Below are 26,998 nucleotides of genomic sequence, written 5' to 3'. Positions count from 1 at the left end.
ATGGGCACGGCCGCGGCAGTAGGATGGGCGCCCGGCCACCAGGAACCCCACCATGCCCGCTTTCCGCCTTGCCACGGCCTCGTGGCGCCCGCTCGCGCTTGCCTGCCTCGTCCCCCTGGCGCTGGCCGCCTGCCAGCCTGATGGCCCGGCCCCGCAGGTGCCCGACGGCAAGGCGTCGACCAACAACGAAACCTACGCCGCCGCACACGCCGGCGACTACGCAGTGGTGCCGCTGAAGGCCGACCTGTCGCGCTTCGACGACCGTGCCCAGCGCATGATCGCCAAGCTGGTACAGGCCAGCGAGGTGATGAACGCGATCTACTGGCGGCAGTCCTGGGAAGGTGACCAGTCGGCGCTGCTCGCCCGCGCCCCGGACGATGCCACACGGGAACTGCTGCGCATCAATTTCGGCCCCTGGGACCGGCTCAACGAGGACACCCCCCTGATCGCCGGCGTCGGTCCGCGCCCGCCGGGGGGCCCCTTCTACCCGGTCGACATGGACAAGGCCGAGTTCGACGCAGCCAAGCTGCCCGACAAGGCCTCCAACTACACCCAGCTGCGCCGGGATACCGCCGGCGCGCTGGTCACCGTGCCGTACCACGAGGCCTACAAGGCGGACCTGCAACGCGCCGCCGCGCTGCTTCGCGAGGCCGCCGGGCTCAGCGACGATGCCGCCTTCGCCGCCTACCTGGCGATGCGCGCCGACGCGCTGCTGTCGGACGACTTCCGCGCCAGCGACATGGCGTGGATGGACATGAAGCGCAATCCGGTCGACATCGTGATCGGCCCGATCGAGACCTACGAAGATCAGCTGTTTGGCTACAAGGCTTCCTACGAGGGGCTGGTGCTGATCAAGGACATCGAATGGAGCGCAAAGCTGGCGCGTTTCGCCCGGTTCCTGCCCAAGCTGCAGCAGGGCCTGCCGGTCGAGGCCCGCTACAAGGCCGAAGTCCCCGGCGCCAACGCCGACCTCAACGCCTACCAGGCGGTGTACTACGGCGGCAACGCCAATGTCGGCGCCAAGACCATCGCCATCAACCTGCCCAACGACGAAGAGGTGCAGCTGGCCAAGGGCACGCGCCGGCTGCAGCTGGAAAACGTCATGCAGGCCAAGTTCGACGCCATCCTGATGCCGATCGCCCAGCAACTGATCGCCCAGGACCAGCTGCAGCACGTCACCTTCGACGCGTTTTTCGAAGACACGATGTTCCATGAGGTGGCCCACGGCCTGGGTATCAAGAAGACCATCAACGGCCGCGGCACGGTCGACGAGGCGCTCAAGGAGTACGCCTCGAGTTTCGAGGAGGGCAAGGCCGACGTCCTCGGCCTGTACATGATCGACGCGCTCAGCCGTGAAGGCGAACTGGACCAGAGCAAGCTCATGGACAGCTACGTGACGTTCCTGGCCGGCATCCTGCGATCGGTGCGGTTCGGTGCCAGCGACGCGCACGGCAAGGCCAACATGGTGCGCTTCAATTTCTTCGCCGAACACGGCGCGTTCTCCCGCGATGCCGCGACCGGTCGCTACCGGGTCGACTTCGAGAAGATGCGCGCGGCGACGAACGCCCTGGGCGCGAAGTTGCTGACCGTGCAAGGCGACGGTGACTACGCGCAAGCCAAGCAGATGACCGACACGATGGGCGTGATCAAGCCCGAACTGGCCGCCGACCTGGCACGACTGAAGGACGCGAAGATCCCGATCGACATCCGCTTCGAACAGGGCCTGGACGTGCTGGGGTTGTCCCAGTTCGCCGGCCGGACTCCTGCGTCGGCGCCAGCCACGGCGCCTGCGAGGTAGAGGCGCGATGTCCGGTTACTGCGACATTGCTCCCGGCCACGCGCTGCACGGGCCGTACCACGAGCACGAGTACGGCTTCCCGCACCGCGACGAGGCCGTGCTGTTCGAGCGCCTGATCCTGGAGATCAACCAGGCCGGCCTCAGCTGGGAAACGATGCTGAAGAAGCGCGACGGGTTCCGGCGTGCCTACGATGGCTTCGACGTGGATGCCGTCGCGGCCTACACCGATGCCGATCGCGAGCGCCTGCTCAATGACGCCGGCATCATCCGCAACCGGCTCAAGGTCGACGCCGCGATCCACAACGCCCAGGTCATCCGGCGCCTGCGCAGCCTGCACGGCGGCTTTGCGCAATGGCTCGATGCGCATCGGGTGGCCGATGGCAGGCCACGCGACAAGGCCAGCTGGATCAAGCTGTTCAAGCAGACGTTCCGATTCACCGGCGGCGAGATCACCAACTCGTTCCTGATGAGCCTTGGCTATCTACCCGGTGCGCATCGCCCCGACTGTCCGGTGTTCGCGCGCATTGCCACGCTGGGACCGCCCTGGCAACAGCCGGTGAGCCCGACGACCGCGCGCGGCGTGGCGAGCGGCTCCTGATGCCGATGCGTGCCTTGTCGAATGGAACCACGCGCTGCAGCGGCACGGAGACGGCGGCGCGCGGTGGGTCTCGCAGCAAGGGCGTTCGTGTCGCGGCGTGGCTGCCGTTGGTGTGCCTGGCACTGCAGGCGAGCGCCGCGGTGCCCGCGCCCGCGTCGCCCGACGCGGATGACAGCACGCAAGCGCTGCGCACGCTCCAGCAGGAAATCCTGGCGTCGCCCCGCGATCCGCGCGGGCCGATCCAGGCGGTGCTGGCCGGGCACGCCATCGGCGGTGCGATCGCATTCACCGTGCCGCTGCGCGACCTGGATGGCGACGAGGATGCACCGGCCCCGAAGCCGCAGCAGCCCGCCGGCATGAGCGATGCCGAATGGCAGGCGTTCATGCGCTACTGGAACACCGGCGTGGCGGTCAGCAACGTCGACGGCGAGGCCAGCCAGCTCAACTACCTGCTACTGGATATCGACGACGACGGCCAGCGCGACCTCGCAGTGGACTACTACCTGGGCGGTACCGGGTTGTTCTCGCAGCTCGAGGTGCTTCAGCGCGACCCGGTTGCCGGCTTCCGCCTGGTCACCACCGACGAAGGCGCCCCGGGCAGCCCGCGGGCGTTCACGATCAACGGTCGCGGCAGCGACCAGGCCATCGACTGGATCCGCATCGCCGGCCGCACCTGGCTGGCCTACCGCGATGGTGCCTACGGCCAGGACGTGCTGACCCTGCATCGGCCGCTCTCCAGCGCGGGCGCGCGCAGGCAGCACCTGCCCGGACTGCGAGTGGACTACCGTTACGTGCACATCGCCCTCCCACCGGACGCCCAGGACGATGACGTCGCCGGGTCCCGTCGCGCGCTGGCCGACGACCCGCAACTGCTGGACGCCACCAACCGGCAGTTGCAGCACCTGGGCCGCCTGAGTGCCGGCGAGTACCGTCTCGACTCCGGGCAGCGCTGCCCGCTGCCGCCCACTGCCCCGGAGGCCGGGGAGGGCGGCCAGACGTCCGAGGCCGACGCGTGGCCCTGGCGCGGCGCCGGCCACTACACGTTCGACTACCCAGCCGATTTCCGCGTTCGCACCCGGCACGGCTGTTATGGCGCCAGCCTGCTCAGCGCGCGCAGCAGCTACCAGGTGTCGTACGAGCATTGCTGCCGCCTGGAGCTGTATCGGGCACCCGGGGAGCGGGTCGCTGGCTTGCCGCTGCGAACGACCCGCGACGTCGCGCGGGCGGAACTGATCCAGCTCGACCTGGAGGACGGCGGCTAGCGGGCCGAGGCGATGGACGGGGCCGGCCGGCCCAGGACGCGCGACAACGCGTTTGGCCTTCCGCTGACGGGATTGCGTTGGAGCAAATGCAGGCGTGCGCCACGAAGCGCTGGATTGCCGTGCCTGCCTTCTCCATACGCAAGGACCGCCACGATGCTCACCCCCAGCCAGATCAAGAAGCTGTACCCGCGCGCGCCGCAGGCGCACCTCGACGCCTTCGCCGCCTCCCACCAGGCATTGTTCGAGCGTTTCGGCCTCTCCGAAGGCCGCAACCGCCTGCACTTCTTCCTCGCCCAGATCGGCCACGAATCCGGTGGCCTCACGATCACCGAGGAAAACCTCAACTATTCCGCGCCGCGACTCATGGCCGTGTGGCCCAGCCGCTTCCGCACGCTTGCCGCCGCGACTCCGTTCGCGCGCAATCCGGAACGGCTGGCCAACAATGTCTACGCCAGTCGCATGGGCAACGGCGACGCCAACAGCGGTGACGGCTGGCGCTATCGCGGCCGCGGCTATGCGCAGATCACCGGCCGGGACGGCTATGCCAGCTTGGCACCGATCGCGGGCCTGGACCTGGTGGCCCGTCCCGAGTTCGCCGCCAGCCCGATCCATGCCTTGCAGGTTGCCTGCGCGTTCTGGGCCTGGAAAAAGCTGTCGGCGCTGGCCGACCGGGGCGACTTCATCGGCTGCACCAGGCGCTGGAACGGTGGAACGATCGGCATGGACGATCGCTGGCATTGGCTGGCGAAAGTGCAGCAGAACGTGCCCTGGTCGGTGTCGGCACCGGCGCAGGAAACCCGCCGGATCGACGTCGACACCGTCCGGCACGTACAGCAGGTACTGCGCGACGCGGGTCTGTACCGGGGTTCGGTGGACGGCATCATCGGCAAGATGAGCCGCGCGGCCCTGCGCGCCTGGCAGGCCGACCGTGGCCTGCCGGTGGTGGGCGAGATCACCGCCGAGACGCTGGCGTCGATGCCGGCGATGCCCGCTGCCCGTGCCGAGAGCGCACCCGCTGCGAGGGCGGGCGCGAAGCCCAGCGCGAAGGCCGGCAAAGGCCCGCGGCACAACGGCACGCGCATCAGCCGCAAGGCGCCGGGGGCATCGCGGCCGCACGTCCGGCATTGAGCGGGGAAATCACGGGGCACCGTGAACCCGTCAGGCCCTGCCCCACCTGACGATCGCGGAAGGTGGAAGTCGTGGCAGACGAGGATCCACGCAGGCACGGTTCGCCTTGCCACGCGCCTCCTGCTTTCGGCAAACCGCATGGGGCTTGCGCCACATGCTCCACAAACGACGAAGGGACGGTTTCCCGTCCCTTCGTTGCCAAACCCAATGCCCGGGCGCTGGATCAGCGCACCTCGGCAACCTCGACGCCGTCCATGCCGGCAGCCAGCGTGCGGGCATCGCCGCCCTGGGCCAGCTTGATGCGCAGGCGGACCTCGTTCTGCGAGTCGGCGTAACGCAGCGCGTCCTCGTAGCTGATCTCGCCTGCCTGGTAGAGCTCGAACAGGGCCTGATCGAAGGTCTTCATGCCCAGCTGGGTCGATTCCTTCATCACTTCCTTCAGCTTGTGGATCTCGCCGTCGCGGATGTAATCCTGCACCAGCGGCGTGCCCAGCATGATTTCCATCGCCACGCGGCGGCCCTTCCCGTCCGGGGTCGGGATCAGCTGCTGGGCAACCACGCCCTTGAGATTCAGCGACAGGTCCATCAGCAACTGGCCGCGACGGTCTTCCGGGAAGAAGTTGATGATGCGGTCCATCGCCTGGTTGGCGTTGTTGGCGTGCAGGGTGCACAGCACCAGGTGACCGGTTTCGGCGAACGCAATGGCGTGGTCCATGCCCTCGCGGGTGCGCACCTCGCCGATCATGATCACGTCCGGCGCCTGGCGCAGGGTGTTCTTGAGCGCGGCCTCCCAGCTGTCGGTGTCGATGCCGACTTCGCGCTGGGTGATGATGCAGCCCTCGTGCTTGTGCACGAATTCGATCGGGTCCTCGATGGTGATGATGTGACCGGTCGAGTTCACGTTGCGGTAGCCGATCATCGCCGCCAGCGAGGTCGACTTACCCGTGCCGGTGGCACCCACGAAGATGATGATGCCGCGCTTGGTCATCGCCAGCGTCTTGATGATCGGCGGCAGGTTCAGCTCTTCGATCGTCGGGATCTTGGTCTCGATGCGGCGCAGCACCATGCCGACCTGGTTGCGCTGGTAGAAGCACGACACGCGGAAGCGACCGACGCCGGCGACGCCGATGGCGAAGTTGCACTCGTGCGTCTTCTCGAACTCCTCGCGCTGCTGCGGGTTCATCACGTTCAGCACGAGGTCGCGGCTCTGCTGGGGCGTCAGCGGGTTCTGGGTGATCGGCGACAGCTTGCCGTGCACCTTCATCGACGGCGGCATGCCGGCCGTGATGAACAGGTCCGACGCCTTCTGGTGCGCCATCAGCTTGAGGAAGGAGGTGAAGTCGATGGTGCTCATGGCGGTCGTCCTGAAATCGAAAATGGGGGAACGGGAAACGTGAAAGGCCGGGATGGGCGGATCGGATCACTCTAGCGACGGCGAACGACCCGATTCTCGAACCCCCATCCCCGTTTCCCGCCTTATTCGAACAGACGCTTATCCTTGGCGTATTCGGCCGCCTGCTGGCGTGCGATCAGGCCGCGCTTGACGAGATCCTGCAGGTGCTGGTCGAGGGTCATCATGCCCATCTGCTGACCGGTCTGGATCGACGAGTACATCTGGGCGACCTTGTCCTCGCGGATCAGGTTACGGATCGCCGGCGTGCCCACCATGATCTCCCAGGCCGCGGTACGGCCACCGCCGATCTTCTTGAGCAGCGCCTGCGAGATCACCGCACGCAGCGACTCGGACAGCATCGAGCGGACCATCGGCTTCTCGCCGGCCGGGAACACGTCGATGATTCGGTCGACCGTCTTGGCCGCCGACGAGGTGTGCAGGGTGCCAAACACCAGGTGTCCGGTTTCCGCCGCGGTCAGCGCCAGGCGAATGGTTTCGAGGTCGCGCAACTCGCCGACCAGAATGTAGTCGGGATCTTCACGCAGTGCCGAACGCAGCGCCTCGTTGAACCCGTGCGTGTCGCGGTGGACTTCGCGCTGGTTGATCAGGCACTTCTGCGAGGTGTGCACGAACTCGATCGGATCCTCGACCGAGAGGATGTGCGCGTGCTCGTTCTTGTTGATGTGGTCGATCATCGCCGCCAGCGTGGTCGACTTGCCCGAACCGGTCGGGCCGGTGACCAGGATCAGGCCCTGCGGCTGGTTGATCAGGTCGCGGAAGATCCTCGGGCAGTTGAGGTCTTCCAGCGTCAGCACCTCGGACGGAATGGTACGGAACACCGCACCGGCGCCGCGGTTCTGGTTGAAGGCATTGACGCGGAATCGCGCCAGGCCCGGAATCTCGAACGAGAAGTCGACCTCGAGGAATTCTTCGAAGTCGCGGCGCTGCTTGTCCGACATGATGTCGTAGACGAGCGAATGCACCTGCTTGTGTTCAAGCGCCGGGATGTTGATCCGCCGGACGTCGCCGTCGACGCGGATCATGGGTGGCAGGCCGGCCGACAGGTGCAAGTCGGATGCCTTGTTCTTGACCGAAAACGCCAACAGTTCGGCGATATCCATGCGTGCTCCCCCGCACTGCGAACGGATCCAGTGGCAGTTGCGACACCGTCGGTGCCTGCATGCAGCTGGAATGAAGTTACCCCTGCGAGGCAGTATAGCCCCGTACCGGTGCCGCTTTTCCAGCCCTCTTCAAAGGATCACCAGACGTGTTCGCCCGCGCCCTGCACGATGTGTTGCAACGACTTGATAACGCAGCACGTCAAGCATCCCGGCCAACGCCAGACCTGCTCGCGGTCAGCAAATTGCAATCCGCGACAGCCGTCTCACAACTTGCGCAAGCAGGGCAGCGTGCGTTCGGCGAGAACTATGTTCAGGAGGCACTCGCCAAGCAGGCCGAGCTGGTCGGATTGCCCCTGGAGTGGCACCTGATCGGTCACCTGCAGTCGAACAAGGCGCGCGAGGCGGCCGAGCACTTCGACTGGGTGCAGACGGTCGATCGCGAGAAGCTTGTCGACGCGCTTGCCCGGTACCGGCGCGACGACCAGCCGCCACTCAACGTGCTGGTCCAGGTCAACATCGACGACGAAGCCAGCAAGCACGGCTGCCGGCCTGAACAGGCCGCCGGCCTGGCGGCCGCCATCGCCGCCCAATCGCGGCTTCGTCTGCGAGGCCTCATGGCGATCCCGGCGCCGGAACCCGACGACGCCCGCCGCCGGGCGGCATTCGCGCGCATGCACCAGTTGTTCGAGTCGCTGCGCGACGCCCACCCGGACATGGACACCCTGTCGATGGGCATGAGCGACGACTGCGAACTGGCGATCGCCGAAGGCGCGACGATGGTCCGCGTCGGCACGGCGCTGTTCGGCCAACGAGCCGCGAAAGCCGGCGCTCCCGATCGCTAGGGCCTGTTAACGCCATGGGAGCATGCCGCGCAGCGTGCTCTCATGGCGCTGGCGGGACCCAGTCCGCACAATTCCGCCCGCCCCGCCCACTCTCCGGTCAACACCCGATGACGATCGCCGATTCCCGGTCCACGCCCCTCCCCACCATCGCCTTCATCGGCGGCGGCAACATGGCCCGCAGCCTGATCGGCGGACTGGTCGCGCGCGGCGTGGCGCCCGGCTCGATCCGCGTGGCCGAACCGGTGACTGCCCTGCGCGAGGCGCTGGCGGCCGACTTTGGCGTTGTCACGTTTTCCACCGCCGCCGAAGCCGCCGACGGTGCATCGCTGTGGCTGCTGGCGGTCAAGCCGCAGGTGATGCGGACGGTCTGCACCGATCTGGCCGGGCTGGCACGCGAACGTGCGCCGCTGGCGCTGTCGATTGCTGCCGGTATCACCGCCGGACAACTCGAGCGCTGGCTCGGCGGCGGGGTCGCGGTGGTCCGGGCGATGCCGAACACCCCGGCCCTGCTGGGCGCCGGCATCACCGGACTGTTCGCCAACACCCGCACCGACCCCGCGCAGCGCGAACAGGCCGCCGCGCTGATGGGCGCGGTGGGTAGCAGCGTGTGGATTGACGAAGAGACGCAGATGGATGCGGTCACTGCGGTCTCCGGCAGCGGCCCGGCCTATCTGTTTCTGCTGGCCGAGGCCATGCAGGCCGCCGGAGTGGCGCAAGGTCTGCCGGCCGAGGCAGCCCGCGCCCTGGCCAACCAGACCTTGCTTGGCGCCGCGCGCATGCTGACCGAAACCGACGACACCGCCGATGTGCTGCGCGCGCGGGTCACCTCGCCCGGCGGCACGACCCAGGCCGCCATCGAAACCTTCGAAGCCGGCGGACTGCGCGAGCTGGTCGGGCGCGCGATCGCCGCGGCAACCGCGCGCGGCCGCGAGCTGTCGGCCGCCAATGACTGAGCCGCCCGCCATGCCGACCGCATCTTCGGCACGCCTGATCCGCCGGTGGACCACCACCGCGGCCGTGCTGTTCGCAGTCGCCCTGGCAGGCTGCGGTCGCGAAGCCTCCACGCCGTCCGACAGCGCGGACCAGGCCGCTGCGCTACGCGAGGAAGCGGTGCTGCAGGCCGGCGACGCGACGGTGCGTGCCAGCGTGATTCCGACGACGAACGTCGGCGCGGCAATCGCCACGCAGTACGGCATCGCCCGCAGCGAAGACAGCGTGCTGCTGATGGTGGGGGTGCGGCAGGGACCGCAGGCCACCGAGACGTCGCTGCCGGCCACGGTCGTCGCCTCGGTGCGTGACCTGCGCGGTGTCCGCCAGGCGATCGCCATGCGCGAAGTCCGCAGCGGCGACAGCATCGACTACGTCGGCACCGCCACGGTCGCCGCGCCGGACACGCTGCGCTTCGACATCCTCGTGCAGCGCCAAGGCAAGCCCGAGGCGCGACTGCAGTTCAGCCGCGACATCTTTCCGCGCTGAGCGGCGCGTCCGCACGGGCGACGCCCGTCGGCGTGCAATGGGGCCGCACGCGCCAGGTCATCGCGTCGTGGCCGGGTCGTGGCGCGCGAGTGCCTCGACGCGTCGTCGCTCGTTGCCGGTGAAACCGGCGAGCAAACCGTCCACGCGCCGCTGGCGCTCGGCCGCGGACAGCGACGTGTCGGCGAGCAGGCGCCGGCGCTGGTCCCGATAGGCCGACACCCGACCGTCCCACTGCGCTCGGCGCGCGTCGAGCGTCGCCAGTCGCCGGGCGGCAGCGACACCAAACAACGCCTCGCGCTCGGCCATCCGTTGCGCGGGGCTGGTTGCCTGGGCGTCGAACAAGGCGCTCTGCTCACGCACCAGTTCGACCAGTTGGCTCTCCGTCCGGGTCGCGTCGCTGGCCGCACCGGACGCCCGGTCGAGCTGCGCCAGCCGCTCGGCGCGCTGCTGAGGACTCAACGCCGGGTCGCGCAGCACCTCGCGGCGTGCGATTGCCACCGCGAGCGCCCGCTCGTCCTCGCCATACCAGGCCAGCGCGACGGCATCGCCGAGGTGACGACGACGCAACGCGTGCCGCCGTTGCAGGTCCGCGCGCAGGTCGCCTCCCACGCCCAACGCGGCGCTCTCGCGCTCCAGTACGACATAACGGTCGAACCACGCCAGCACCTGCGCCAGCGCGGCAGGCCCCAGCCGCGGCTGCAGGTGGCGGCGCACGTCGTCGCGGATCGCCGCCAGGTCGCGCTCGCCGAGCCGGGTCAGGAAGTAGTCGAACAGGCGCCGCATCGCGCGATCGGGCACCGGCTTGCCGGCGGCATCGAGCGTGATCGCGCCATCGACCGAGGTGCCTTGCAGCGAGTCACGGCGTGCTTCGGCCCTCTCGCCGGGACCGGCCGCCGGGAGTGGCAGTCGATCCGGTGCTTGCCGGCCAGCAACGCCAGCGGACGAGGCGGCCGCAACCGCCCCATCCGCGCTTGCCGAGCCCAGGCCGATCACGGCGATCAGCCCGGCCGCGAGCACGCACGCCGCCAGCGGGATGAGCCAGCGGCGGCGCACCTTACAGCCCGACGTTCTTGAGACGGTTCACGTGCGCCCGGTAGACGCTGGGCGGGCTGGAGGCGAACAAGCCGCGCAGTCCGGCGATCTGGTTGACCTCGTCGAGGTGGTTCCAGGCGTAGTCGTCGCGCAGCACGCGTCCCCAATGCGACGCGCAGCGCCCCACCAGGCCGTCGTTGCGCTCGAAGCCGAAGAACAGGCTGCTGGCCCCCAGCATCACGTCGCTCGGATCGAACACGTTGCTGAGCACCGAGGTGCCGCCCATCGAGTAGTAGCGCACGCCGCCCACCTGCTCGGCGCCCTGGCCGCAGGGGCTGGTCGGTGCCCCTTCCGGGTAGCTGGCGTTGAACGCGGCGGCACCGTCGGTGTTGAGCGAGGCCAGCGCGGCGAGCGCGTCCTGCGGGTCGTCGTCACCCGACAGCCATTCCAGGAAGCCGCCCAGCGCGCTGACCAGGCCGGCGACAAGCGCGCGACCGGGCGAGCCGTCCGGAAGCGTGGCGTTGAGGCCATCGGCCACCTTGCTGCCCGCGTGCGGACTGCCTACCGAGGTCATCGACGCGACCAGGTCCGGCCGCACCGACGCGACATAGCGCACGGTCGGTCCACCGTGGCTGTGGCCCACCAGGTTGAATCGGGTGTGGCCCTGCACCGCCTGCAATGTTTCGAGATAGTCGATCAGCTGCTCGCCGCGCAGCTCGCTGGAGTTCACCGAGGACACGTTGGCGACGTAGACCTTGGCACCGTCGGCCCGCAGTTGTCCGGGAATGTCGTACCAGTAGTCGAACACCCCGCCGAGTTCGTCGAAGCCCAGCAGGCCGTGTACCAGCACCACCGGATAGCGGGTTTTCGTGTAGTCGCCGGCCACTGCCGGCCAGCTCAGCCCGAAGGCCAGGAACAACGTGAAAAGCAGGCGCCCCCACGCCCTTTGCGAGATCGATAAAGACATGCTCCCTCCTGGACCAGCCTTGATGCACGCGAGGCCGACGGCGTCGGCCGACCCGACTGTACGGACGGGTACGGAGACATCAAGCCGCATTGCAGCATGCGGTGGAGCCCATGGAGAGCGACGCGAGTGAACCGGCAGGACAGCGACGACGGCGCGCCGCTGCGCGCTTGCTCACATCGCGCGGGCCCAGTTGCCGATCACGCGGGCCAGCTCGGTCACGCCGTCGGTCAGGGCCGCCGGACCGGGTTGCAGGATGATCGGCGACTTCACTTCGTGGAGCTGGCCATCGCGCACGGCCGGTATCGCATCCCAACCGGGACGTGCAGCGACGCGCTCGGGCCGGAACTTCTTTCCGCACCACGAGCCGAAAATGACGTCGGGTGCACGCCGCACCACCTCGCTGGGGTCTTCGAGGATGCGGTGCTTTGCCAGCGACTGGGCCGCGCGCTCGGGAAAGATGTCGTCGCCGCCGGCGATGCGCACGAGCTCGGCAACCCACTGGATGCCGCTGATTAGCGGCTCGTCCCATTCTTCGAAATACACCTTCGGCCGACGCGGCAGACGCGCAGCGGCCTCGGCGATGGCATCGACGCCGCGCTGCAGCTCGTCGGCGTAGGCGTGCGCCTTGTCGGCGACGCCCACCAGCGCGCCCAGCCGACGCACGTAATCGACAATGCCGTCGACGCTGCGATGGTTGCTGATCCACACCTCGACGCCACGACGTATGAGTTCGCTGGCGATGTCGGCCTGGATGTCGGAGAAGCCGACGACGAAATCCGGCCGCAGCCGGAGGATCTCGTCGATTTTGGCGCTGGTGAAGGCGCTGACCTTGGGCTTCTCGCGGCGCGCCACGGGCGGGCGCACGGTGAAGCCGCTGATGCCGACGATGCGGTGCTGTTCACCGAGCGCGTAGAGCGTCTCGGTGGGCTCCTCGGTCAGGCAGACGATACGTTGCGGACCGGGCATGACGACTCCGTGGAACAGGGTATGGCTGGGAAGACGTGGGACGACGGCCGGCCGTTGCGCCGGCGTAGCGTCACGGATACAGCATCCGCTTGCTCCATTCGCCGGCGCGATCGGCCTCGAACAGCCAGCGTTCGTGCAGGCGGTATTGCGCGCCGTACCAGAACTCGATGCGCTCGGGCCTCACGCGCAGACCCGTCCAGCGCGACGGGCGCGGCACGTCGCGACCGTCGAACTCACGCTCGACCTGCGCCAGCCGCTGCTCGAAGGTTTCGCGCGAATCCAGCGTCTCCGACTGCAACGACGCCCAGGCACCGAGCTGGCTGCCGCGCGGGCGCGAAGCGAAGTACGCATCGGCCTCGGCATCGTCGACCAGCACCACCGGCCCTTCGATGCGGACCTGCACGCCGTCGCGCACACGCGGCCAGTGGAACAGCAGCGCGGCATGCGGATTGGCCTGGAGCTCGCGTCCCTTGCGGCCATCGAGGTGGGTGTAGAACACGAAGCCGCGCTCGTCGTGTGCCTTCAGCAGCACCGTTCGGGCCGACGGCCGCGCGTCCAGGCCGGCGGTGGCGATGGCCATCGCGGTCGGGTCGGGCTCGCCTGCAGCGCGCGCCTCCTCGAACAGTTGCGCGAAGGTGGCGTGCGCTTCGGCCAGCGCGGCGATCAGTGGCGGGGCGGTGTTTGCGGTGTCGGTCATGCGCCTATTGTGGCGGCATGACGCCGCACCTGCACCCCGCCGCCACTGGCAACGCCTTCGCCTCGGCCCTGGTGGTGCGCGCGCTCGACCAGGCCCTGCACCATGGCGGGCGGGTCCACGCGATTGCCGGCATGCAGGGCAGTGGCAAGTCCACACTTGCCGGGCAGATGGTGGGGCTGGCGCGACAACGCGGCCTGCGCGCGGTGGCCCTGTCGATCGACGACTTCTACCTGGGCCGGCGGGAGCGGCATCGACTGGCGCGCGCCGTGCACCCACTGCTCGCGATGCGCGGTCCGCCGGGCACGCACGACGTCGCACTCGCGTGCGAGGTGCTGGATGCGCTCCGCGCCGGCGGGTGCGTGCGCGTGCCGCGTTTCGACAAGCTGGCCGACACGCGTCTGCCGCCATCGCGATGGACGCGTGTGGAGGCTGTCGATCTGGTCGTGTTCGAAGGTTGGTTCCTGAAGACGCCGGCGCAATCGCCGGACGAACTGCGCGAGCCGATCAACCCGCTCGAGCGCGACGAGGACGCCGACGGACATTGGCGACGCCACTGCAACGCCGCATTGGCCCGTGACTACCCGGCGCTATGGGCGCGGCTGGACAGCCTGCTGCTGTTGCGCGCACCGGGGTTCGACGTGGTGCCCGGCTGGCGCTGGCAACAGGAGCAGGGACTGCTCGCCGCGCGCCCTGGCCGCACGGCGATGACGCGCGCGCAGGTGGATCGGTTCGTGCAGTTGTTCGAGCGGGTCAGCCGGCAAGCATTGCGCGCACTGCCGGACATCGCGCAATGGAGCTGGCAGCAGGACGCGCAGCGCCGGGTGCGCTGAGGCCGGAGCGAACGACCGCGGCGCCCTGTCCCTCCAGCGCCGCGATGTCCGTCACGGCGCCGTCCTTCGCGCAGCCGCGCGGCGATCAGTCGACGACGAACGTCACCCTGAGGTTGGTGCGCCATTCGATGACGTTTCCGCTGTCGTCGGTCACCACCTTGATCTCGTTGACCCACGCGCCCTTGATGTTCTTCACCGATTCGGCGCACTTCTTGAGGCCGGACTTGACCGCATCCTCCATGCTGACCGCGGACGAGGAATTGACTTCGATGATCTTGGCAACCGCCATGGGAGTCTCCTTCTGAGCGTCGTGCCGACGGCCACTCCGCCGGAACCGGGAGACTAGGTCGGGCCGTGTTAAGGGCGCGCAAGCGTTGCCGGTCCACGCACGACGGTGCGCCGACGGCCGCCAAAGGCCCTTGTCGGTGGCGCGCCGCCCCCGGGCCTGGCCGCCGCGGCCACGCCTCCCTCACCTACAATTGCGGCATGAATCCTGCCAGCAACCTGATCCTGGTCGGCCCGATGGGCGCCGGCAAATCCACCCTCGCCACGCGCCTGGCCACGCGTTTGCGCCTGCGTGCGATCGACCTCGACCACGAACTCGTGCGTCGCGCCGGTGCAAGCGTCGCGGCAATCTTCGCCGACGAAGGCGAAGCCGGTTTCCGGGCGCGCGAGTCGGCGCTGCTGGCCGAGCTGCTGGCCGACGATGGGCTGGTGCTGTCCACCGGCGGTGGCGTGGTGCTCGATCCGGCGAACCGTGCTTGTGTGAGCGCGCGCGGTTTCGTCGTGCACCTGCAGGTCGGTGTCGCCGCCCAGTTGCTGCGCCTGGCCGACGACACCTCACGCCCCCTGCTCGCCCGTGACGATCGCGAATCGGTGCTGCGCGAGCTCGCGCAAGCCCGCGCGCCGCTCTACGCGCAGGTCGCCGACCTGGCGATCGATACGGACGGCCTCAGCGCCGACGACGTCGCCAACCGTCTGGCCGATGCGCTCGCCAGCCAGTGGCAGCGGCCGGCGCAGGGAGCCGTGGCATGAGCGGCATCGCCACGGTATCGGTCGCGGCCACCGCCAGCAGCGTTCCCGACTACACCATCAGCATCGGCCCCGGCCTGCTGGACGACGGCGCGTTGCTCGCGGCCAGCCTGCGCGGTCGCCATGCGTTGCTGGTCAGCGATGCCAACGTCGCGCCGCTGTACGCGCAGCGTGTCGAAGCGGCGTTGCGCGCCGCTCGCCCGGGATTGGCGCTGTCGCGCTGGGTCATGCCGGCCGGCGAACAGGAAAAGACCCTCACCCGCTTCGGCGAGGTGCTCGATGCCCTCGCCGCGCTGGGCGCCACCCGCGACGCGAGCGTGATTGCGCTGGGCGGTGGCGTGGTCGGCGATCTGGCCGGGTTCGCCGCAGCGTGCTGGATGCGGGGCATCGACGTGGTGCAGGTGCCGACCTCGCTGCTGGCGATGGTCGACTCCTCGGTAGGCGGCAAGACCGCGGTCGACCTGCCCACCGGCAAGAACCTGGCCGGCGCGTTCCATCCGCCGCGCGCGGTGGTTGCCGATACAACCGCGTTGCGCAGCCTGCCGCCGCGTGAGCTGCGCGCGGGCCTGGCCGAAGTGGTCAAGTACGGCGCCATCGCCACGTCGCTGAAGCCCGATGACGGCGCATTCCTCGATTGGCTCGAACAGCACGCCGACGCGCTGCTGGGTTGCGACGACGCCGTGCTGGCCGAAGCCATTGCCCGTTGCTGCCGGTTCAAGGCGGCCGTGGTCGCACGCGACCCGTTCGAACGTGGCGACCGCGCGCTGCTCAACTTCGGCCACACGTTCGGCCACGCGATCGAAACCGAACAGGGCTACGCCGGCACCATCGGCGACGGCCTCAACCACGGCGAGGCCGTGGCGGTCGGCATGGTGCTCGCCGCCGGGTTGTCCAGCGCGCTCGGGCTGGCCGATGCGTCCGCCGGTGACCGACTCCGTTCGCTACTGCAGCGCCTGGGCCTGCCCGTCACCATTCCAGACGGACTCGACCCGCTCGCGCTGCTTGCCCGCATGCGCCTGGACAAGAAGGCCGATGCCGCAGGCCTGCGCTTCATCCTCTGGGACGGCCGTGGCGGCGCAAGCGTGGTGTCGGGCGTGGCCGACGACGCGGTGCTGGCGGTACTGCGCGGCGAGACGGCGCACGCCTAGCGGCGGATGCGCTCCGGCAGTGCCATGCCGTTCCGTGGAATGGCCCGCCCGAAGGCATCGGCCCCGTTCAACGGAGCCGATGCCGTTACCCGATCAGGCAGCCTGCGCGCGGCGGTCGCGTGCGCGGCGGTTGGACGACAGCGGGTTGTCGACACTCGACCCCTCGCCCGACGACGCCAACTCGATCCAGCGATCGGTATCCAGCACCGCGGCAAAGCGACTCTGGAACACCACGCTGAAGACACGGTGGATCTCTTCCGCGCTCGCCGCGCCCGCCTCGTTTTCGTACGGCAGCGAGCCGCTCGCATCGGCGAGGAATTCCACCTGCAATCCCGAATGCGCCGCCTCGAAGGCCGTGGACGCGTCGCAGTTGTGGGTCATGTAGCCGACCACGGTGATCGTGTCGACGCCGCGCTCGGACAGCCATTCGCGCAGGCCGGTGCCGGTGAACACGCTCGGCCATTGCTTGCGCAGGTAGTGATCGCGCGGGCGGCTTCCCACGGTGGGATGCAGCTCCCAGCCGGGCTGGCCTTCGCCGAACACCGGCGAATCGGACGGCTCGGTGTGCTGGAACACGACCACCGGAATGCCGGCCGCCTTGGCCGCGTCCATCGCGCGGCCGATGTTGACCACCGATCCGGACACCGGCGGGTACTCGATCGGCAGTCCGCCGGTGAAGTACTCGTTCTGCACATCGATGACGATCAGTGCGCGCTTGCGATCCATTGCGTTACTCCGTGTGGGTTGGTGGAGGAATTGTTACCGCGGCGCGGCGCCGGCGATAGTGGCCCGAATGACATTCTTCGATAGAATCGGGCCATGAGCATCGAACGCATCGCCGTGGTCGCCTTCGACCAGATCAGCCCGTTCCACCTGTCCGTGCCCTGCATGGTGTTCGGGGACCGCATCGGCAACGGCCCGCCCGCCTTCGACCTGAGCGTGTGTGCGCTGGAGCGGGGGCGGCTGCGCACCAGCGCCGGGTTCACCATCGAAACCCGGCGCGGTCTGTCCGGTCTGCGCGACGCGTCGATCGTGATCGTCCCGTCGTGGCGCGATGTCGACGAGCGACCGCCGGAAGTGCTGCTGAAGGCGCTGCGCGCGGCGAATGCCCGCGGCGCGCGCATCGTCGGCCTGTGCCTGGGGACGTACGTGCTGGCAGAGGCCGGGCTGCTCGACGACCGGCCTGCCACCACCCATTGGGCGTGGAGCGCGCACTTCGCCACGCGCTATCCGCGCGTCAGGCTGCAGACCGACGTGCTCTACGTCGACGACGGCGACCTGGTCACATCGGCCGGCACCGCCGCGGGCATCGACTGCTGCCTGCACGTGCTGCGCCAGCGTCATGGTGCCGACGTTGCGGCACGGGTGGCCCGGGCGATGGTGGTCGCCCCGCACCGCCAGGGCGGGCAATCGCAATACATCGAGCAGCCGCTGCCCGACTCGCCGCAGGACGACCGCATGGCCGGCGTCCTGGCCTGGTCGATGCAACACCTGGACAAGCCGCAATCGCTGGACGCGCTGGCCGAACGCGCGCTGATGAGCCGTCGCACGTTTACCCGCCGCTTCCGTCAGGTCACGGGCACCACGGTCGGACAATGGCTGGTCAACCAGCGCCTGGCGCAGGCGCAACGGCTGTTGGAAACCACCGATCAGCCTCTGGAAGCGGTTGCCGCCGCCACCGGGTTCGGTACGGCGATATCGCTTCGGCAGCACTTCGCGGCGGGACTGCGCACATCGCCCTCGGCCTACCGGCGCGCGTTCCGCGGCGATTGACCGCGCAGAGCAAGGCCGCCGTACCACGCCCGTCGCAGCCCTGCGGCTACAATTGCCGCCCATGCGACTGCTACTGCAACAACGGCCCGACGGCCCCGAAGCCCCGCGCTTCGTGCAACTGATGCTGCAAGCCGACCTGCTGGGCGGCTGGACGCTGGTGCGCGAGTCCGGCCAGATCGGCGGCCGCAGCCAATTGCGCCGCGATCAGTACCTCGACCGCGAAACCGCATTGGCCGCTCTCGAGAAGGCCCGCGACACGCAGCTCAAGCGTGGCTTCCAGTTGATGTTCGTGCAGGGCGCGGATGCGCCGCGGTGACCCGGTGACGCACTGCCCGCGCATCGACGGACTCCCGTCGCCTCGCACGCGACGCGTCACCGCACGCGGCACCCGGCCAACGCCGTCGATCACTTCGGTCTGACGTCTTCTCTCTGATCACTGCCCCTGATCACTACGTCCTGATTACCTCGCCCGCTTCCCACTCCCTGGCGCTGCAATCGCCCCTCGCTTACGGATCCCCCATGTCGACCGAACCCCCACGCAACGATCGTTTCCTGCGCGCCCTGCGCCGCGAGCCCGTCGACCGCACGCCGGTGTGGCTGATGCGCCAGGCCGGCCGCTACCTGCCCGAGTACCGCGCAACGCGCGCGCAGGCTGGCAGCTTCCTCAACCTGGCCAAGAACCCCGAGCTGGCCTGTGAAGTCACCCTGCAGCCGCTGCGCCGTTTCCCGCTCGACGCCGCGATCCTCTTCTCGGACATCCTCACCGTGCCCGACGCCATGGGCCTCGGCCTGTACTTCGTCGATGGCGAGGGCCCGAAGTTCGAGCGTCCGATCAGCAGCGCGGCCGACATCGACCGCCTCGCGGTGCCCGACATGGAAGGTGAGCTGCGCTATGTGATGGACGCCGTGCGCACGATCCGCCGCGAGCTCGACGGATCGGTGCCGCTGATCGGTTTCTCCGGCAGCCCGTGGACGCTGGCCTGCTACATGGTGGAAGGCGGCGGCAGCAGCAACTACGCCAAGGTGAAGTCGCTGGCGATGAACGACCCGGCGGCGATGCACAGGTTGCTCGAGGTCACCACCGACGCGGTGATCGCCTACCTCTCGGCGCAACGCGCCGCCGGCGCGCAGGCGCTGCAGGTGTTCGATACCTGGGGCGGCGTGCTGTCGCCGGCGATGTACCGCGAGTTCTCGCTGCGTTACCTGCAGCGCATCGCCGCGGAGCTGCCGCGTGGCGACGGCGCGGACAACACGCCGCTGATCCTGTTCGGCAAGGGCAATGCGGGCTACCTCGAAGACCTGGCTGTCTGCGGCGCCGAAGCGGTGGGCGTGGACTGGACGGTCGAACTGGGCGAAGCGGCACGCCGCACGCGCGGCAACGTGGCCATCCAGGGCAACCTCGACCCGGTGGCGCTGTACGCCCAGCCCGACGCCATCCGCCACGCCGTCGGCCACGCGCTCGACAGCTATGCGATCGGCAACGGCGGCTCGCGCGAAGGCCACGTGTTCAACCTCGGCCATGGCCTGTCGCCGGACATGCAGCCCGAGCACGTGGCGGTGCTGGTCAACGCGGTGCACGAACTCAGCGCGCAACGGCAGATCTGATCGCGGCACGGCCGGATCTCCCGCGTGGAGGAATCTCCCACGCGGGGGCATCTCCCACGCGGAGATCTGGCGCGACGCGCTGGCGCGATGCGTCGTTCGCATCCAGGGGCAACCTTCGGCGTCAGCACACGGCGGGCGCTTCAGGCCGGCCGGGCCGACGCGTGACACCGACCCGCACCCGGTCGACTCGACCGGTCGACGCTTGCCCAAATGCGGGCTTGCCCAGACGCGAGCTAGCCCAGCCCTGCCTTGCGCGTGCGAAGCGGACGGACCGATCCGGGCTCGACGGCCTCCAGCGCCCGGTACTCGAGGCGGATCTCGCGCTTGCCCTCCGGAACCAGCGGATTGAGCCCTTCGGCAGGCTCGCACCCCGGGAAGATGCGATTGCGCATCGTCATTCCCGCCATCATCAGCAGCTCGGCCTGCGGATCGTCCACCACCGTGGACACCACGCGATCGCGCACCAGGTAGCTGCGCACGCCACCGGACTCGCTGGCCATCGCCGCGTCGGCTGGCGCGGGCGCGTCGGGGGGCAACTGCTCGATCGGCAGCGGCATCCAGCAATCGCCCGTGCTGGCGATCGAGGTGGCCGCCCGCAGTTCGACCATGAAACGTTCCAGCCTTTCGCGCGCGTGGCGACGCGAACCCTTGCCGACATCGACGCTGAAGCGTCCCTTGACGAAATACAGGCGATCCAGCAACAGCACCATCGCCGAACTCATCGTCCGGCCTTCACGGCGGTGCTCCATGTCGAGGCTGTAGTAGACGTCGCCGGGCTTGGCTTCGCTGCTTCGGTTTCGTTCACGCACCGGCAACGCCAGGCGTTGCAGTTCGCCCAGTTCCACGCTGTCGTAGCCGCCGGGGCGCGCGCTCAGACGCAGAATCTCGACTTCGTTGCGCGCGGCCTCGCCAAAGTCCTCCTCATCGAGCACGCCGGCGGGATAGAAGAACACGTCGATCCAGCGGTCCTCGCGTTTGCCGTCGGCATAGCGCACCGACACGCCGTATTGCTGGTCGTCGTAGAGGTGCTCGCCAATGGCGGTCCAGCCGTCGATTTCCAGCGGGTACACGATCCGGCTTTCGCGCAGGAATCCGCCCAGGAAGGGCATCTTCGCGACGGTCTCGCCCGCAGGGGCAGCGGTGGTCGATGCGGCCGCGGAGGACGGGGCATCCGATGCCAGCGCCGATGCGCCGACGGGTGCTCCCGCAGCCAGCATCGGGGCGAAGGCCAGGCAAAGCGCCATGGCATGCGGGGAGCGGTACTTCATTCGCGGACTCCTGAAGGGCGAACTGACCTGGCGGCGGAGCCGTCGCGCCGACCGGCCCCAACATGACGCAATGCAGGTCTATAACGCGTCTTTGGCCACATCGGGGTCGACGGACGGCAGCGCGCGGGCATCGTGCGCACGAACCGTCGCGATCGCCCTGGCCAGCATTGCCGCCGTGACCGGCTTGCGCACGAAGTGGTTGAACCCGGCGGCCATCGCCAGTGGCTCGGCCTCTGCGTCGGCACGCGCGGTGATCGCCACCAGCGGCGCGGTGAACCCGAGGCTCCGCAACTGCCGGGCCAGCGCGAAGCCGTCGATACCCGGCAGGTCGAGGTCCAGCAGCGCGATGTCATGGCGCCCCGAGGCGACCTCCGACAGCGCTGCCAGACCGTGCGCCGCATGGCTGACGCGATGGCCCAGCGATTGCAGCAGGCCGATCACGACTTCGGCCACGGTGGCGTCGTCCTCGACCAGCAACAGATCGAGCCCACCGGTCTCCTCATGGGCATGGAGCGTCGATGCCGGCCACGCCGCCGCGTCGGCATCGACCGCGGGTTCGGCCGGCGCCAGCGGCAGCGCCACGATGAAGCGTGTGCCCTGGCCCGGCGTGCTGTCGACGGCGATCGTGCCGGCCATCGCGGCCGCCAGCTCCTGGCTGATCGCCAGGCCAAGACCGCTGCCGCCGTAGCGCGCGCTGGTGCGCGCACCTTCGGCCTGCTCGAAGCGCCGGAACAGACGTGCCTGCTGCTCGGTGTTGAGGCCGGGGCCGGTATCACCGATCTCGAAGCGTGCGCCCGTCGGCTCCAGGCCTTGCACGCCCAACCACACACGGCCCTGCGCGGTGAACTTGACCCCGTTTCCGATCAGGTTCAGCAGCACCTGGCGCACGCGGACGCTGTCGCCGCGCACCCAGTGCGGCGCGTCGTCGGAAACGTGCAAGTCAAACGTCAGCCCACGCCGGCGCGCCAGCGGCGCCATCAGCGCGGCGACCTCGTCGACCAGCCGTCGCAGGTCGAACGGTTCGTCGCCCAGCGCCAGCTTGCCGGCCTCCACGCGCGCCAGGTCGAGTGCGTCGTTGACCAGCCGCAGCAGGTGCCCACCGGCGCCGTGGATCGCCTCGGCATAGCCGCGCTGCCGCTGGTCCAGCGGCGTGGCGAGCAGCAGTTCGCTCATGCCCAGCACGCCGGTCATCGGCGTGCGTACCTCGTGGCCCAGCGTGGCCAGGAACTGGGTCTTGGCCTGCGACGCGTGCTCGGCCACTTCGCGCTCGTGTTCGGCGCGCAATTGCGCGTTTCGCCGCCGTAGACGCGCACGCCACGCGCTGGCGATCCACCAGGCCACCAGCAGCACCAGCGCGATGGCGCCGGCATAGGCCCATCGCGTACGCCACCACGGCGGTTGCACACGGAAACGCAGGACCCGTTCGATCGCCGGATTGCGTGCGGCGTCGACCGCGCGCGCGCGCAGCACGTAGTTGCCCGCAGGCAGGCCGGCGAACACGCGATCGCCATTGCCACCGTGCGCCACCCAGTCCGCGTCATAGCCTTCCAGCCGGCTGAAGTAGAGGTTGCTGCCCGGGTCCTCGAACGCCAGCAGGCGCAGCTGCAGACGCAGCTCGCGATCGTTCGGCGCCAGCGTCGGCCACGCATCGGCGGCCTGCGCATCGGCACGTCCGGGAAGCTCCAGCCAGCGTCCGTGTCGACGCACTTCCACCGGCTCCACCTGCAGCTTGGGTGTCTGCGCCGGCAGATCCGGCGCCAGCGTGTCCACCAGCACCACGCCACCGTCCTCCAGTCCGGCGCCGAGCACCCCGTGGCCATCGAGCGTGGTCGAGTGGTCGACGAACTCCTGGCTGCTGAACCCATCGGCCAGCCCGAAGCGACGCAGCCGGCGTTGCTGCGGGTCCCAGCGGAACAGACCGCGCAGGGTGGCCAGCCAGACGCGCCCGTGGCGATCGACGTGCAGCCCCGACCCTTCGACCGCGGGGATGCCCTCCTCGATCGACGCGCGCGCGGTGCGCCGCCACCGGGCACCGTCGCGGCGATAGCGTTCGAGCCCCGACAGGCGCTGCAGCCACAGCCCGTCGGCCCCGTCGAAATCGAAGCCGAACACGCGGTCGCCCGTGATGCCGACCGCTTGCTCGAAGCGGTCGGCCGAGGGGTTCCACACCGCCAGCCCGTTGTCGCCGGCAATCCACAGCCGGCCGTCGCGGTCGAAGCGCATCGCTTCCAGATCGCCGACGCCGAGCCCCTGCTCGGGCCCGGACTGGATGACCTTCAGCACGCGGCCGCTGTCGGGGTCGCGACGTTGCAATCCGGCGCCCGCGCTGGACAACCATAGGCTGCCGTCGGGCGCGATCGCGAACAGGACGATCGCACCGTCGGGCGGCGCGTCGGCCCCGCTGTCCCCGTTCCAGGTGCGCAGCTGGTTGCCGTCGATGCGTCGCAGCAAGTTGCTGCCGCCCAACCACAGGCGGCCCTGGCGATCCTCGACCGCGGACAGCGGTTTGTACTCGCTCAACTGCTCCCGCAGAACCTCATTGATGGCCAGCACGCGGCCGTCGCGATCGATCCGTTCGACTTCGCCGCGCGCGCCGACCACCCACCAGCCGCCGTGGAGGGACGGCGTCACCGCGCGATACAGCTCGCCGATCAGCTCGCCCTGTGCGCGTGAAAACTGCGCCACCCGGCGCCAGTCCGCACGCAGGTAGCCCAACCCGCGACCGGCCAGCGGAAACCACAGTGCACCGTCCTTCTGGCGCAGCACCTGGGTCACCGCGCGCGCCGGTCCCTGGCGCCCGCTGGTCACCGGCAGCGGCGACTCGCCCGGCACCACGTGCCAGAGGTTGCGCTGGCTGCCCAGCCAGTACTGGCCAGCGCCGTCGGGCGCAACATCGAACACCGCGTTGGGCGCCTCGAACATCGCCGACCACGGCGGGTTGGTCCAGCGTCCATCGTCCTCGCGACGAAACACGCCGGTGCGCGCTCCCACCCACAACGCGGACCCCTGGGGGGTCACCGAATAGACCATCGGCGCCGATGATTCGCCGGGCAGTTCGAGCCGGTCGAACGTCCGACCGTTCCAGCGCGCCAGTCCCGCCCGGGTGCCGATCCACAGATCGCCGGTCGGGTCGAATGCCAGCGACAGCACGGTGTCGGACGGCAGGCTGTGCGGGTCGCGCGGATCGGGCATGAAGCGGCTCACGCGGCCGTCGCCGGCAATCCGGTACAGGCCGCCGCCGAAGGTGCCGAACCAGATCTCGTCGCCACGGCTGGTGATCGCCCACACGTCGTCGCTGCCGATCTGCGCGACGGTCGCCTTGCTGTAGTGACGGAAGCCGCGGCGTTGCGGATCGAGAACGCTGAGGCCGCGTCCTTCCACCGATGCCCAGACGCGATCCTGGGCGTCCACGTGGACGTCCTCGACATAGTTGCCCGGCAGCGATGCCGCATCGCCGGGCACGTGCCGCCACACGCGTACCGATATGCCGTCGTACCGGGCCAGACCGTCGACCGTGGCGACCCACAGGTAGCCGGAATGGTCGAACGCCATGCCGGTCACGGTGCTCGACGGCAGGCCTTCGGCCACTCCGACCGCACGCACCCGCGGCGACTCGGGTATCCCCGCGCGGTGCGCAGGCGCCGGCGGCGCGGGTGCATGGCGGGTGGACGCAGCCGGCTGCGCGGCCGCGCCCGTCCGGGGTAAGGCTGGCGCGATGGAGAAGTCGGCGGCCGACGTGGCGACCTGCCGCGCGGTGCCCGCCCCGATGACCAGCATGCCGGCGATGCACGCCAGCGCCGCCAACCGGCGCCAGGGCCGCTTGGATCCCGCGTACTCGCGACCTGCCCGCATCTGGTGTCCCTCCCAAGTCCCATCCCACGACGGGCTGTCCGCGGGCATCCTGCCGCGCGCTTTCCCGACCGCTAGCCTCAGCCAACCACCATTGCGCTGGCAAGCCCAAGCTGCTGGAGGATCTGCCGGTCTGCAACGCATCGTTGCACCGCGCGCGGGTCGGTTCACGCGACCGCACCTAGTATTCTGCCAAGCCGCACCCTGGCCGGCCCTGACGCTCGCCCGGTTCGGGAGCCGCCCCACCGGCGGCGTTGCCCGCCCGCCACCGCACCGAGGAGCCGCATGCGCCAAGCCCTTACCCGCGCCGTCCGCGTGTCAGCCGCGCTGCTGGCGCTGCTGGTCGCGACGCCTTCGGCGCTGGCCGGCGATGCCTGGTCGCTCGACCCCGTGCACACGCGCGTGCTGTTCACGGTAAGCCACGCGGGCTTCTCCAACGCGCTCGGGACGATTTCCGGCAGCACCGGCACGCTGCATTTCGATCGCGACCACTGGCAGGGCGCCCGGCTGGAGGTCACCGTCCCGTTGACCCGACTCGACCTGGGCGATGCCGGTTGGAACACCGCGGTGCTGGCCGGCAATCTGCTCGATGGCGAGCGCCACCCGGTCGCGCGCTTCGTTTCGACGAAGGTCGAAGCGGTCGACGCCGACCACGCGCGCGCGTGCGGTGAACTCAGCCTCCACGGGGTGACCCGGCCGCTGTGCATGGACGTCACGCTGAACGCACTCAAGCGCCACCCGCTGCCGCCGTTCCGTCGAACCGCCGGCTTCACCGCCACCGCCACGCTGAGTCGTGCCGAATTCGGCATCGACGCCTGGAAGTCGGTGATCGGCGACGAAGTGCAGTTGCGCATCGAGGCCGAGGCCGTCCGCGTTCGCAGCGCCGATGACGACGACCCGCTCGACGACGCGCCCGCGCCCGAACCCGATCCCACCCTGCCCGCCTCTTCTTCCCAGCCCACTCGCGAACCCGAACCCGTACCGGAACCCACGCCATGAACCTGCGAAACACCGACGACCGCTGGGGCCCTGTCAGCCAGCTGCTGCACTGGACGGTGGTGCTGCTGATCGCCACGATCGCGATCATCGGCCTGGTGATGATCGACCTCCACAACGGACCGTCGAAGATCCGCGTCTACGCCCTGCACAAGTCGCTTGGGCTGACGCTGCTGGCGCTGGTTGCGGTCCGCCTGGCGTGGCGGCTCTACGCCGGCACGCCGCGCCCGGTCGCCGGCACGCCGCGGTGGCAGGAGCGCGTCGCCTCGCTGACCCACGGCGCGCTGTACGTGTTGATGTTCGCCATGCCGCTGACGGGCTGGCTGTTCAATTCGTCGTCCGGCTATCCGCTGCAGTGGTTCGGCCTGTTCAACTTGCCGGCAATCGCGGCCCGAAACGAAGGCTTGAGCGAACTGGCCAAGATGCTGCACGAGAACGGCTTCTGGCTGCTGTTGGCGCTGGTGGTCGCGCACGCCGCCGCCGCGTTCTACCACCACCTGTTCCAGAACGATGCCACCCTGGTGCGGATGTTGCCGCGCCGCAACCGCGCCGATGCGCGCACGCAGGAGATCCACGATGTCGTTTGAGCGTTCCGCCCTGAAGCTTTCCGCCGTGGTGCTTTCCTCCGCGCTCGCGTTGGCCGCGATGCCGGCCGCGGCAGGCAACTACGTGCAGGCCGCGGGTTCCAGCCTGACCTTTGCCACGCACTACCAGGGCGAGGTGTTCACCGGCCGCTTCCCGGCGTTCACCACGCGGCTCAGCTTCGACCCCAAGCAGCTTGCGGGCGCGAAGCTCGATGTCACGATCCCGCTGGCCGGCACCACCACCGCCAACGCCGAACGCGACGAGACCCTGCTGGGCGCGGAGTTCTTCAGCGCGCGCAGCTTTCCGCAGGCGCGTTTCGTGGCAACCCGGTTCCGCAGCCTCGGCGGCAACCAGTACGCCGCCGACGGCACGATGAGCCTGCGCGGTGTCGACAAGCCGGTGACGCTGACCTTCACCTGGACCGATGGCCCCCGCCCGATGCTGACCGGCAAGGCCACCGTGCGCCGCCTGGACTTCAACGTCGGCGGTGGCGAATGGGCCGACACGGCGCTGATCCCCAACGAGGTGGCCGTCAGCACTCGCGTGGTGTTCACGCCCGCGCCGTGAGGCGAGGCATGCGCCAAGCGGAGTGAGCAACGCGTCGCGCGCGGCAATGCGGCATCGCCATTGCC

The 26,998-nt window shown here is 69.4% G+C and carries 26 protein-coding genes; 16 read left to right on the top strand and 10 right to left on the bottom strand.

Annotation, left to right across the window (positions count from 1 at the left end):
- The first annotated feature begins 52 nt into the window (after positions 1-52).
- The 4 genes from EER27_RS00950 to EER27_RS00935 all read left to right on the top strand — a co-directional run bounded on the left by EER27_RS00950 (position 53) and on the right by EER27_RS00935 (position 4,786).
- A complete protein-coding gene (locus EER27_RS00950; protein ID WP_123086156.1) occupies positions 53-1,798 on the top strand; it encodes a dipeptidyl-peptidase 3 family protein in 1,746 nt (581 codons plus the stop codon).
- A gap of 7 nt (positions 1,799-1,805) precedes the next feature.
- Positions 1,806-2,396, top strand: a complete 591-nt coding sequence (locus tag EER27_RS00945; RefSeq protein ID WP_123086155.1) for a DNA-3-methyladenine glycosylase I — start codon at positions 1,806-1,808, stop codon at positions 2,394-2,396.
- A gap of 14 nt (positions 2,397-2,410) precedes the next feature.
- Positions 2,411-3,658, top strand: coding sequence for a hypothetical protein (locus EER27_RS00940; RefSeq protein WP_148040884.1), 1,248 nt, complete (start codon positions 2,411-2,413; stop codon positions 3,656-3,658).
- A gap of 153 nt (positions 3,659-3,811) precedes the next feature.
- Positions 3,812-4,786: a peptidoglycan-binding protein gene (locus EER27_RS00935; RefSeq protein ID WP_123086153.1), complete on the top strand. Its 975-nt coding sequence runs from the start codon at positions 3,812-3,814 to the stop codon at positions 4,784-4,786.
- 223 nt (positions 4,787-5,009) lie between these two features.
- Here EER27_RS00935 and EER27_RS00930 read toward each other — a convergent pair whose 3' ends face one another.
- Both EER27_RS00930 and EER27_RS00925 read right to left on the bottom strand, forming a co-directional pair.
- Positions 5,010-6,140 carry a PilT/PilU family type 4a pilus ATPase gene (locus tag EER27_RS00930; protein WP_123086152.1) on the bottom strand — a complete coding sequence of 377 codons (1,131 nt, stop codon included), beginning with the start codon at positions 6,138-6,140 and terminating at the stop codon, positions 5,010-5,012.
- Between the two features lie 122 nt (positions 6,141-6,262).
- Positions 6,263-7,300 (bottom strand): type IV pilus twitching motility protein PilT, encoded by a 1,038-nt coding sequence (locus EER27_RS00925; protein WP_123086151.1) that lies wholly within the window; start codon positions 7,298-7,300, stop codon positions 6,263-6,265.
- Between the two features lie 146 nt (positions 7,301-7,446).
- On the opposite strand from EER27_RS00925, the gene EER27_RS00920 reads away from it, so the two are divergent.
- From EER27_RS00920 to EER27_RS00910, 3 genes are all read left to right on the top strand, one after another.
- Complete coding sequence (locus EER27_RS00920; protein ID WP_425480802.1) at positions 7,447-8,142, top strand: YggS family pyridoxal phosphate-dependent enzyme; 696 nt, start codon at positions 7,447-7,449, stop codon at positions 8,140-8,142.
- Between the two features lie 107 nt (positions 8,143-8,249).
- The gene (gene proC / locus EER27_RS00915; protein ID WP_123086150.1) at positions 8,250-9,095 is read left to right on the top strand and encodes a pyrroline-5-carboxylate reductase; all 846 of its coding nucleotides are present in this window, start codon (positions 8,250-8,252) and stop codon (positions 9,093-9,095) included.
- Between the two features lie 10 nt (positions 9,096-9,105).
- Positions 9,106-9,618: a DUF4426 domain-containing protein gene (locus EER27_RS00910; RefSeq protein WP_190285584.1), complete on the top strand. Its 513-nt coding sequence runs from the start codon at positions 9,106-9,108 to the stop codon at positions 9,616-9,618.
- A gap of 57 nt (positions 9,619-9,675) precedes the next feature.
- Here the strand turns inward: EER27_RS00910 and EER27_RS00905 are convergent, their stop codons facing one another.
- The 4 genes from EER27_RS00905 to pdxH all read right to left on the bottom strand — a co-directional run bounded on the left by EER27_RS00905 (position 9,676) and on the right by pdxH (position 13,280).
- Positions 9,676-10,671, bottom strand: coding sequence for a lipase secretion chaperone (locus EER27_RS00905; RefSeq protein ID WP_123086148.1), 996 nt, complete (start codon positions 10,669-10,671; stop codon positions 9,676-9,678).
- 1 nt (position 10,672) lies between these two features.
- The gene (locus EER27_RS00900; RefSeq protein WP_123086147.1) at positions 10,673-11,617 is read right to left on the bottom strand and encodes a lipase family alpha/beta hydrolase; all 945 of its coding nucleotides are present in this window, start codon (positions 11,615-11,617) and stop codon (positions 10,673-10,675) included.
- Positions 11,618-11,788: 171 nt separating this feature from the next.
- Positions 11,789-12,583 (bottom strand): cobalamin-binding protein, encoded by a 795-nt coding sequence (locus tag EER27_RS00895; protein WP_123086146.1) that lies wholly within the window; start codon positions 12,581-12,583, stop codon positions 11,789-11,791.
- 70 nt (positions 12,584-12,653) lie between these two features.
- Positions 12,654-13,280 (bottom strand): pyridoxamine 5'-phosphate oxidase, encoded by a 627-nt coding sequence (pdxH, locus tag EER27_RS00890; protein WP_123086145.1) that lies wholly within the window; start codon positions 13,278-13,280, stop codon positions 12,654-12,656.
- A gap of 17 nt (positions 13,281-13,297) precedes the next feature.
- On the opposite strand from pdxH, the gene EER27_RS00885 reads away from it, so the two are divergent.
- Complete coding sequence (locus tag EER27_RS00885) at positions 13,298-14,110, top strand: kinase (RefSeq protein ID WP_223807108.1); 813 nt, start codon at positions 13,298-13,300, stop codon at positions 14,108-14,110.
- Between the two features lie 85 nt (positions 14,111-14,195).
- Here EER27_RS00885 and EER27_RS00880 read toward each other — a convergent pair whose 3' ends face one another.
- On the bottom strand, positions 14,196-14,399 hold the full coding sequence (locus EER27_RS00880; RefSeq protein WP_123086144.1) for a dodecin family protein: 204 nt from the start codon (positions 14,397-14,399) through the stop codon (positions 14,196-14,198).
- 197 nt (positions 14,400-14,596) lie between these two features.
- On the opposite strand from EER27_RS00880, the gene EER27_RS00875 reads away from it, so the two are divergent.
- Positions 14,597-15,145, top strand: coding sequence for a shikimate kinase (locus EER27_RS00875; RefSeq protein WP_123086143.1), 549 nt, complete (start codon positions 14,597-14,599; stop codon positions 15,143-15,145).
- On the top strand, positions 15,142-16,290 hold the full coding sequence (gene aroB, locus EER27_RS00870) for a 3-dehydroquinate synthase (RefSeq protein ID WP_123086142.1): 1,149 nt from the start codon (positions 15,142-15,144) through the stop codon (positions 16,288-16,290). The genes EER27_RS00875 and aroB overlap by 4 nt, the downstream gene beginning before the upstream one ends.
- A 93-nt stretch (positions 16,291-16,383) precedes the next feature.
- Here aroB and EER27_RS00865 read toward each other — a convergent pair whose 3' ends face one another.
- The gene (locus EER27_RS00865; protein ID WP_123086141.1) at positions 16,384-17,016 is read right to left on the bottom strand and encodes a cysteine hydrolase family protein; all 633 of its coding nucleotides are present in this window, start codon (positions 17,014-17,016) and stop codon (positions 16,384-16,386) included.
- Positions 17,017-17,109: 93 nt separating this feature from the next.
- On the opposite strand from EER27_RS00865, the gene EER27_RS00860 reads away from it, so the two are divergent.
- The 3 genes from EER27_RS00860 to hemE all read left to right on the top strand — a co-directional run bounded on the left by EER27_RS00860 (position 17,110) and on the right by hemE (position 19,668).
- Complete coding sequence (locus tag EER27_RS00860; protein WP_123086140.1) at positions 17,110-18,063, top strand: GlxA family transcriptional regulator; 954 nt, start codon at positions 17,110-17,112, stop codon at positions 18,061-18,063.
- A 61-nt stretch (positions 18,064-18,124) separates the two neighbouring features.
- Positions 18,125-18,379 (top strand): WGR domain-containing protein, encoded by a 255-nt coding sequence (locus EER27_RS00855; RefSeq protein ID WP_123086139.1) that lies wholly within the window; start codon positions 18,125-18,127, stop codon positions 18,377-18,379.
- Positions 18,380-18,582: 203 nt separating this feature from the next.
- Positions 18,583-19,668 (top strand): uroporphyrinogen decarboxylase, encoded by a 1,086-nt coding sequence (hemE, locus tag EER27_RS00850; RefSeq protein ID WP_123086138.1) that lies wholly within the window; start codon positions 18,583-18,585, stop codon positions 19,666-19,668.
- A 233-nt stretch (positions 19,669-19,901) separates the two neighbouring features.
- On the opposite strand, the gene EER27_RS00845 is transcribed toward hemE, so the two are convergent.
- Positions 19,902-20,936 (bottom strand): hypothetical protein, encoded by a 1,035-nt coding sequence (locus EER27_RS00845; RefSeq protein ID WP_148040883.1) that lies wholly within the window; start codon positions 20,934-20,936, stop codon positions 19,902-19,904.
- 78 nt (positions 20,937-21,014) lie between these two features.
- Positions 21,015-24,788 (bottom strand): hybrid sensor histidine kinase/response regulator, encoded by a 3,774-nt coding sequence (locus tag EER27_RS00840; protein WP_223807107.1) that lies wholly within the window; start codon positions 24,786-24,788, stop codon positions 21,015-21,017.
- A 282-nt stretch (positions 24,789-25,070) separates the two neighbouring features.
- Here EER27_RS00840 and EER27_RS00835 point away from each other — a divergent pair, with 282 nt between their 5' ends.
- From EER27_RS00835 to EER27_RS00825, 3 genes are read left to right on the top strand one after another with little or no spacing between them, the layout of a single operon-like run.
- Positions 25,071-25,784, top strand: a complete 714-nt coding sequence (locus EER27_RS00835; protein WP_123086136.1) for a YceI family protein — start codon at positions 25,071-25,073, stop codon at positions 25,782-25,784.
- Positions 25,781-26,368, top strand: coding sequence for a cytochrome b (locus tag EER27_RS00830; RefSeq protein WP_123086135.1), 588 nt, complete (start codon positions 25,781-25,783; stop codon positions 26,366-26,368). The genes EER27_RS00835 and EER27_RS00830 overlap by 4 nt, the downstream gene beginning before the upstream one ends.
- Positions 26,358-26,933 carry a YceI family protein gene (locus EER27_RS00825; RefSeq protein WP_123086134.1) on the top strand — a complete coding sequence of 192 codons (576 nt, stop codon included), beginning with the start codon at positions 26,358-26,360 and terminating at the stop codon, positions 26,931-26,933. The genes EER27_RS00830 and EER27_RS00825 overlap by 11 nt, the downstream gene beginning before the upstream one ends.
- Positions 26,934-26,998 lie beyond the last annotated feature (65 nt).

Origin of the sequence: Montanilutibacter psychrotolerans (assembly GCF_003719825.1) — a bacterium.
GTDB classification, from domain to species: domain Bacteria; phylum Pseudomonadota; class Gammaproteobacteria; order Xanthomonadales; family Xanthomonadaceae; genus Montanilutibacter; species Montanilutibacter psychrotolerans.
Note: the sequence above shows the minus strand (reverse complement) of the source record. Positions and strands in the feature narration are given on the sequence as shown.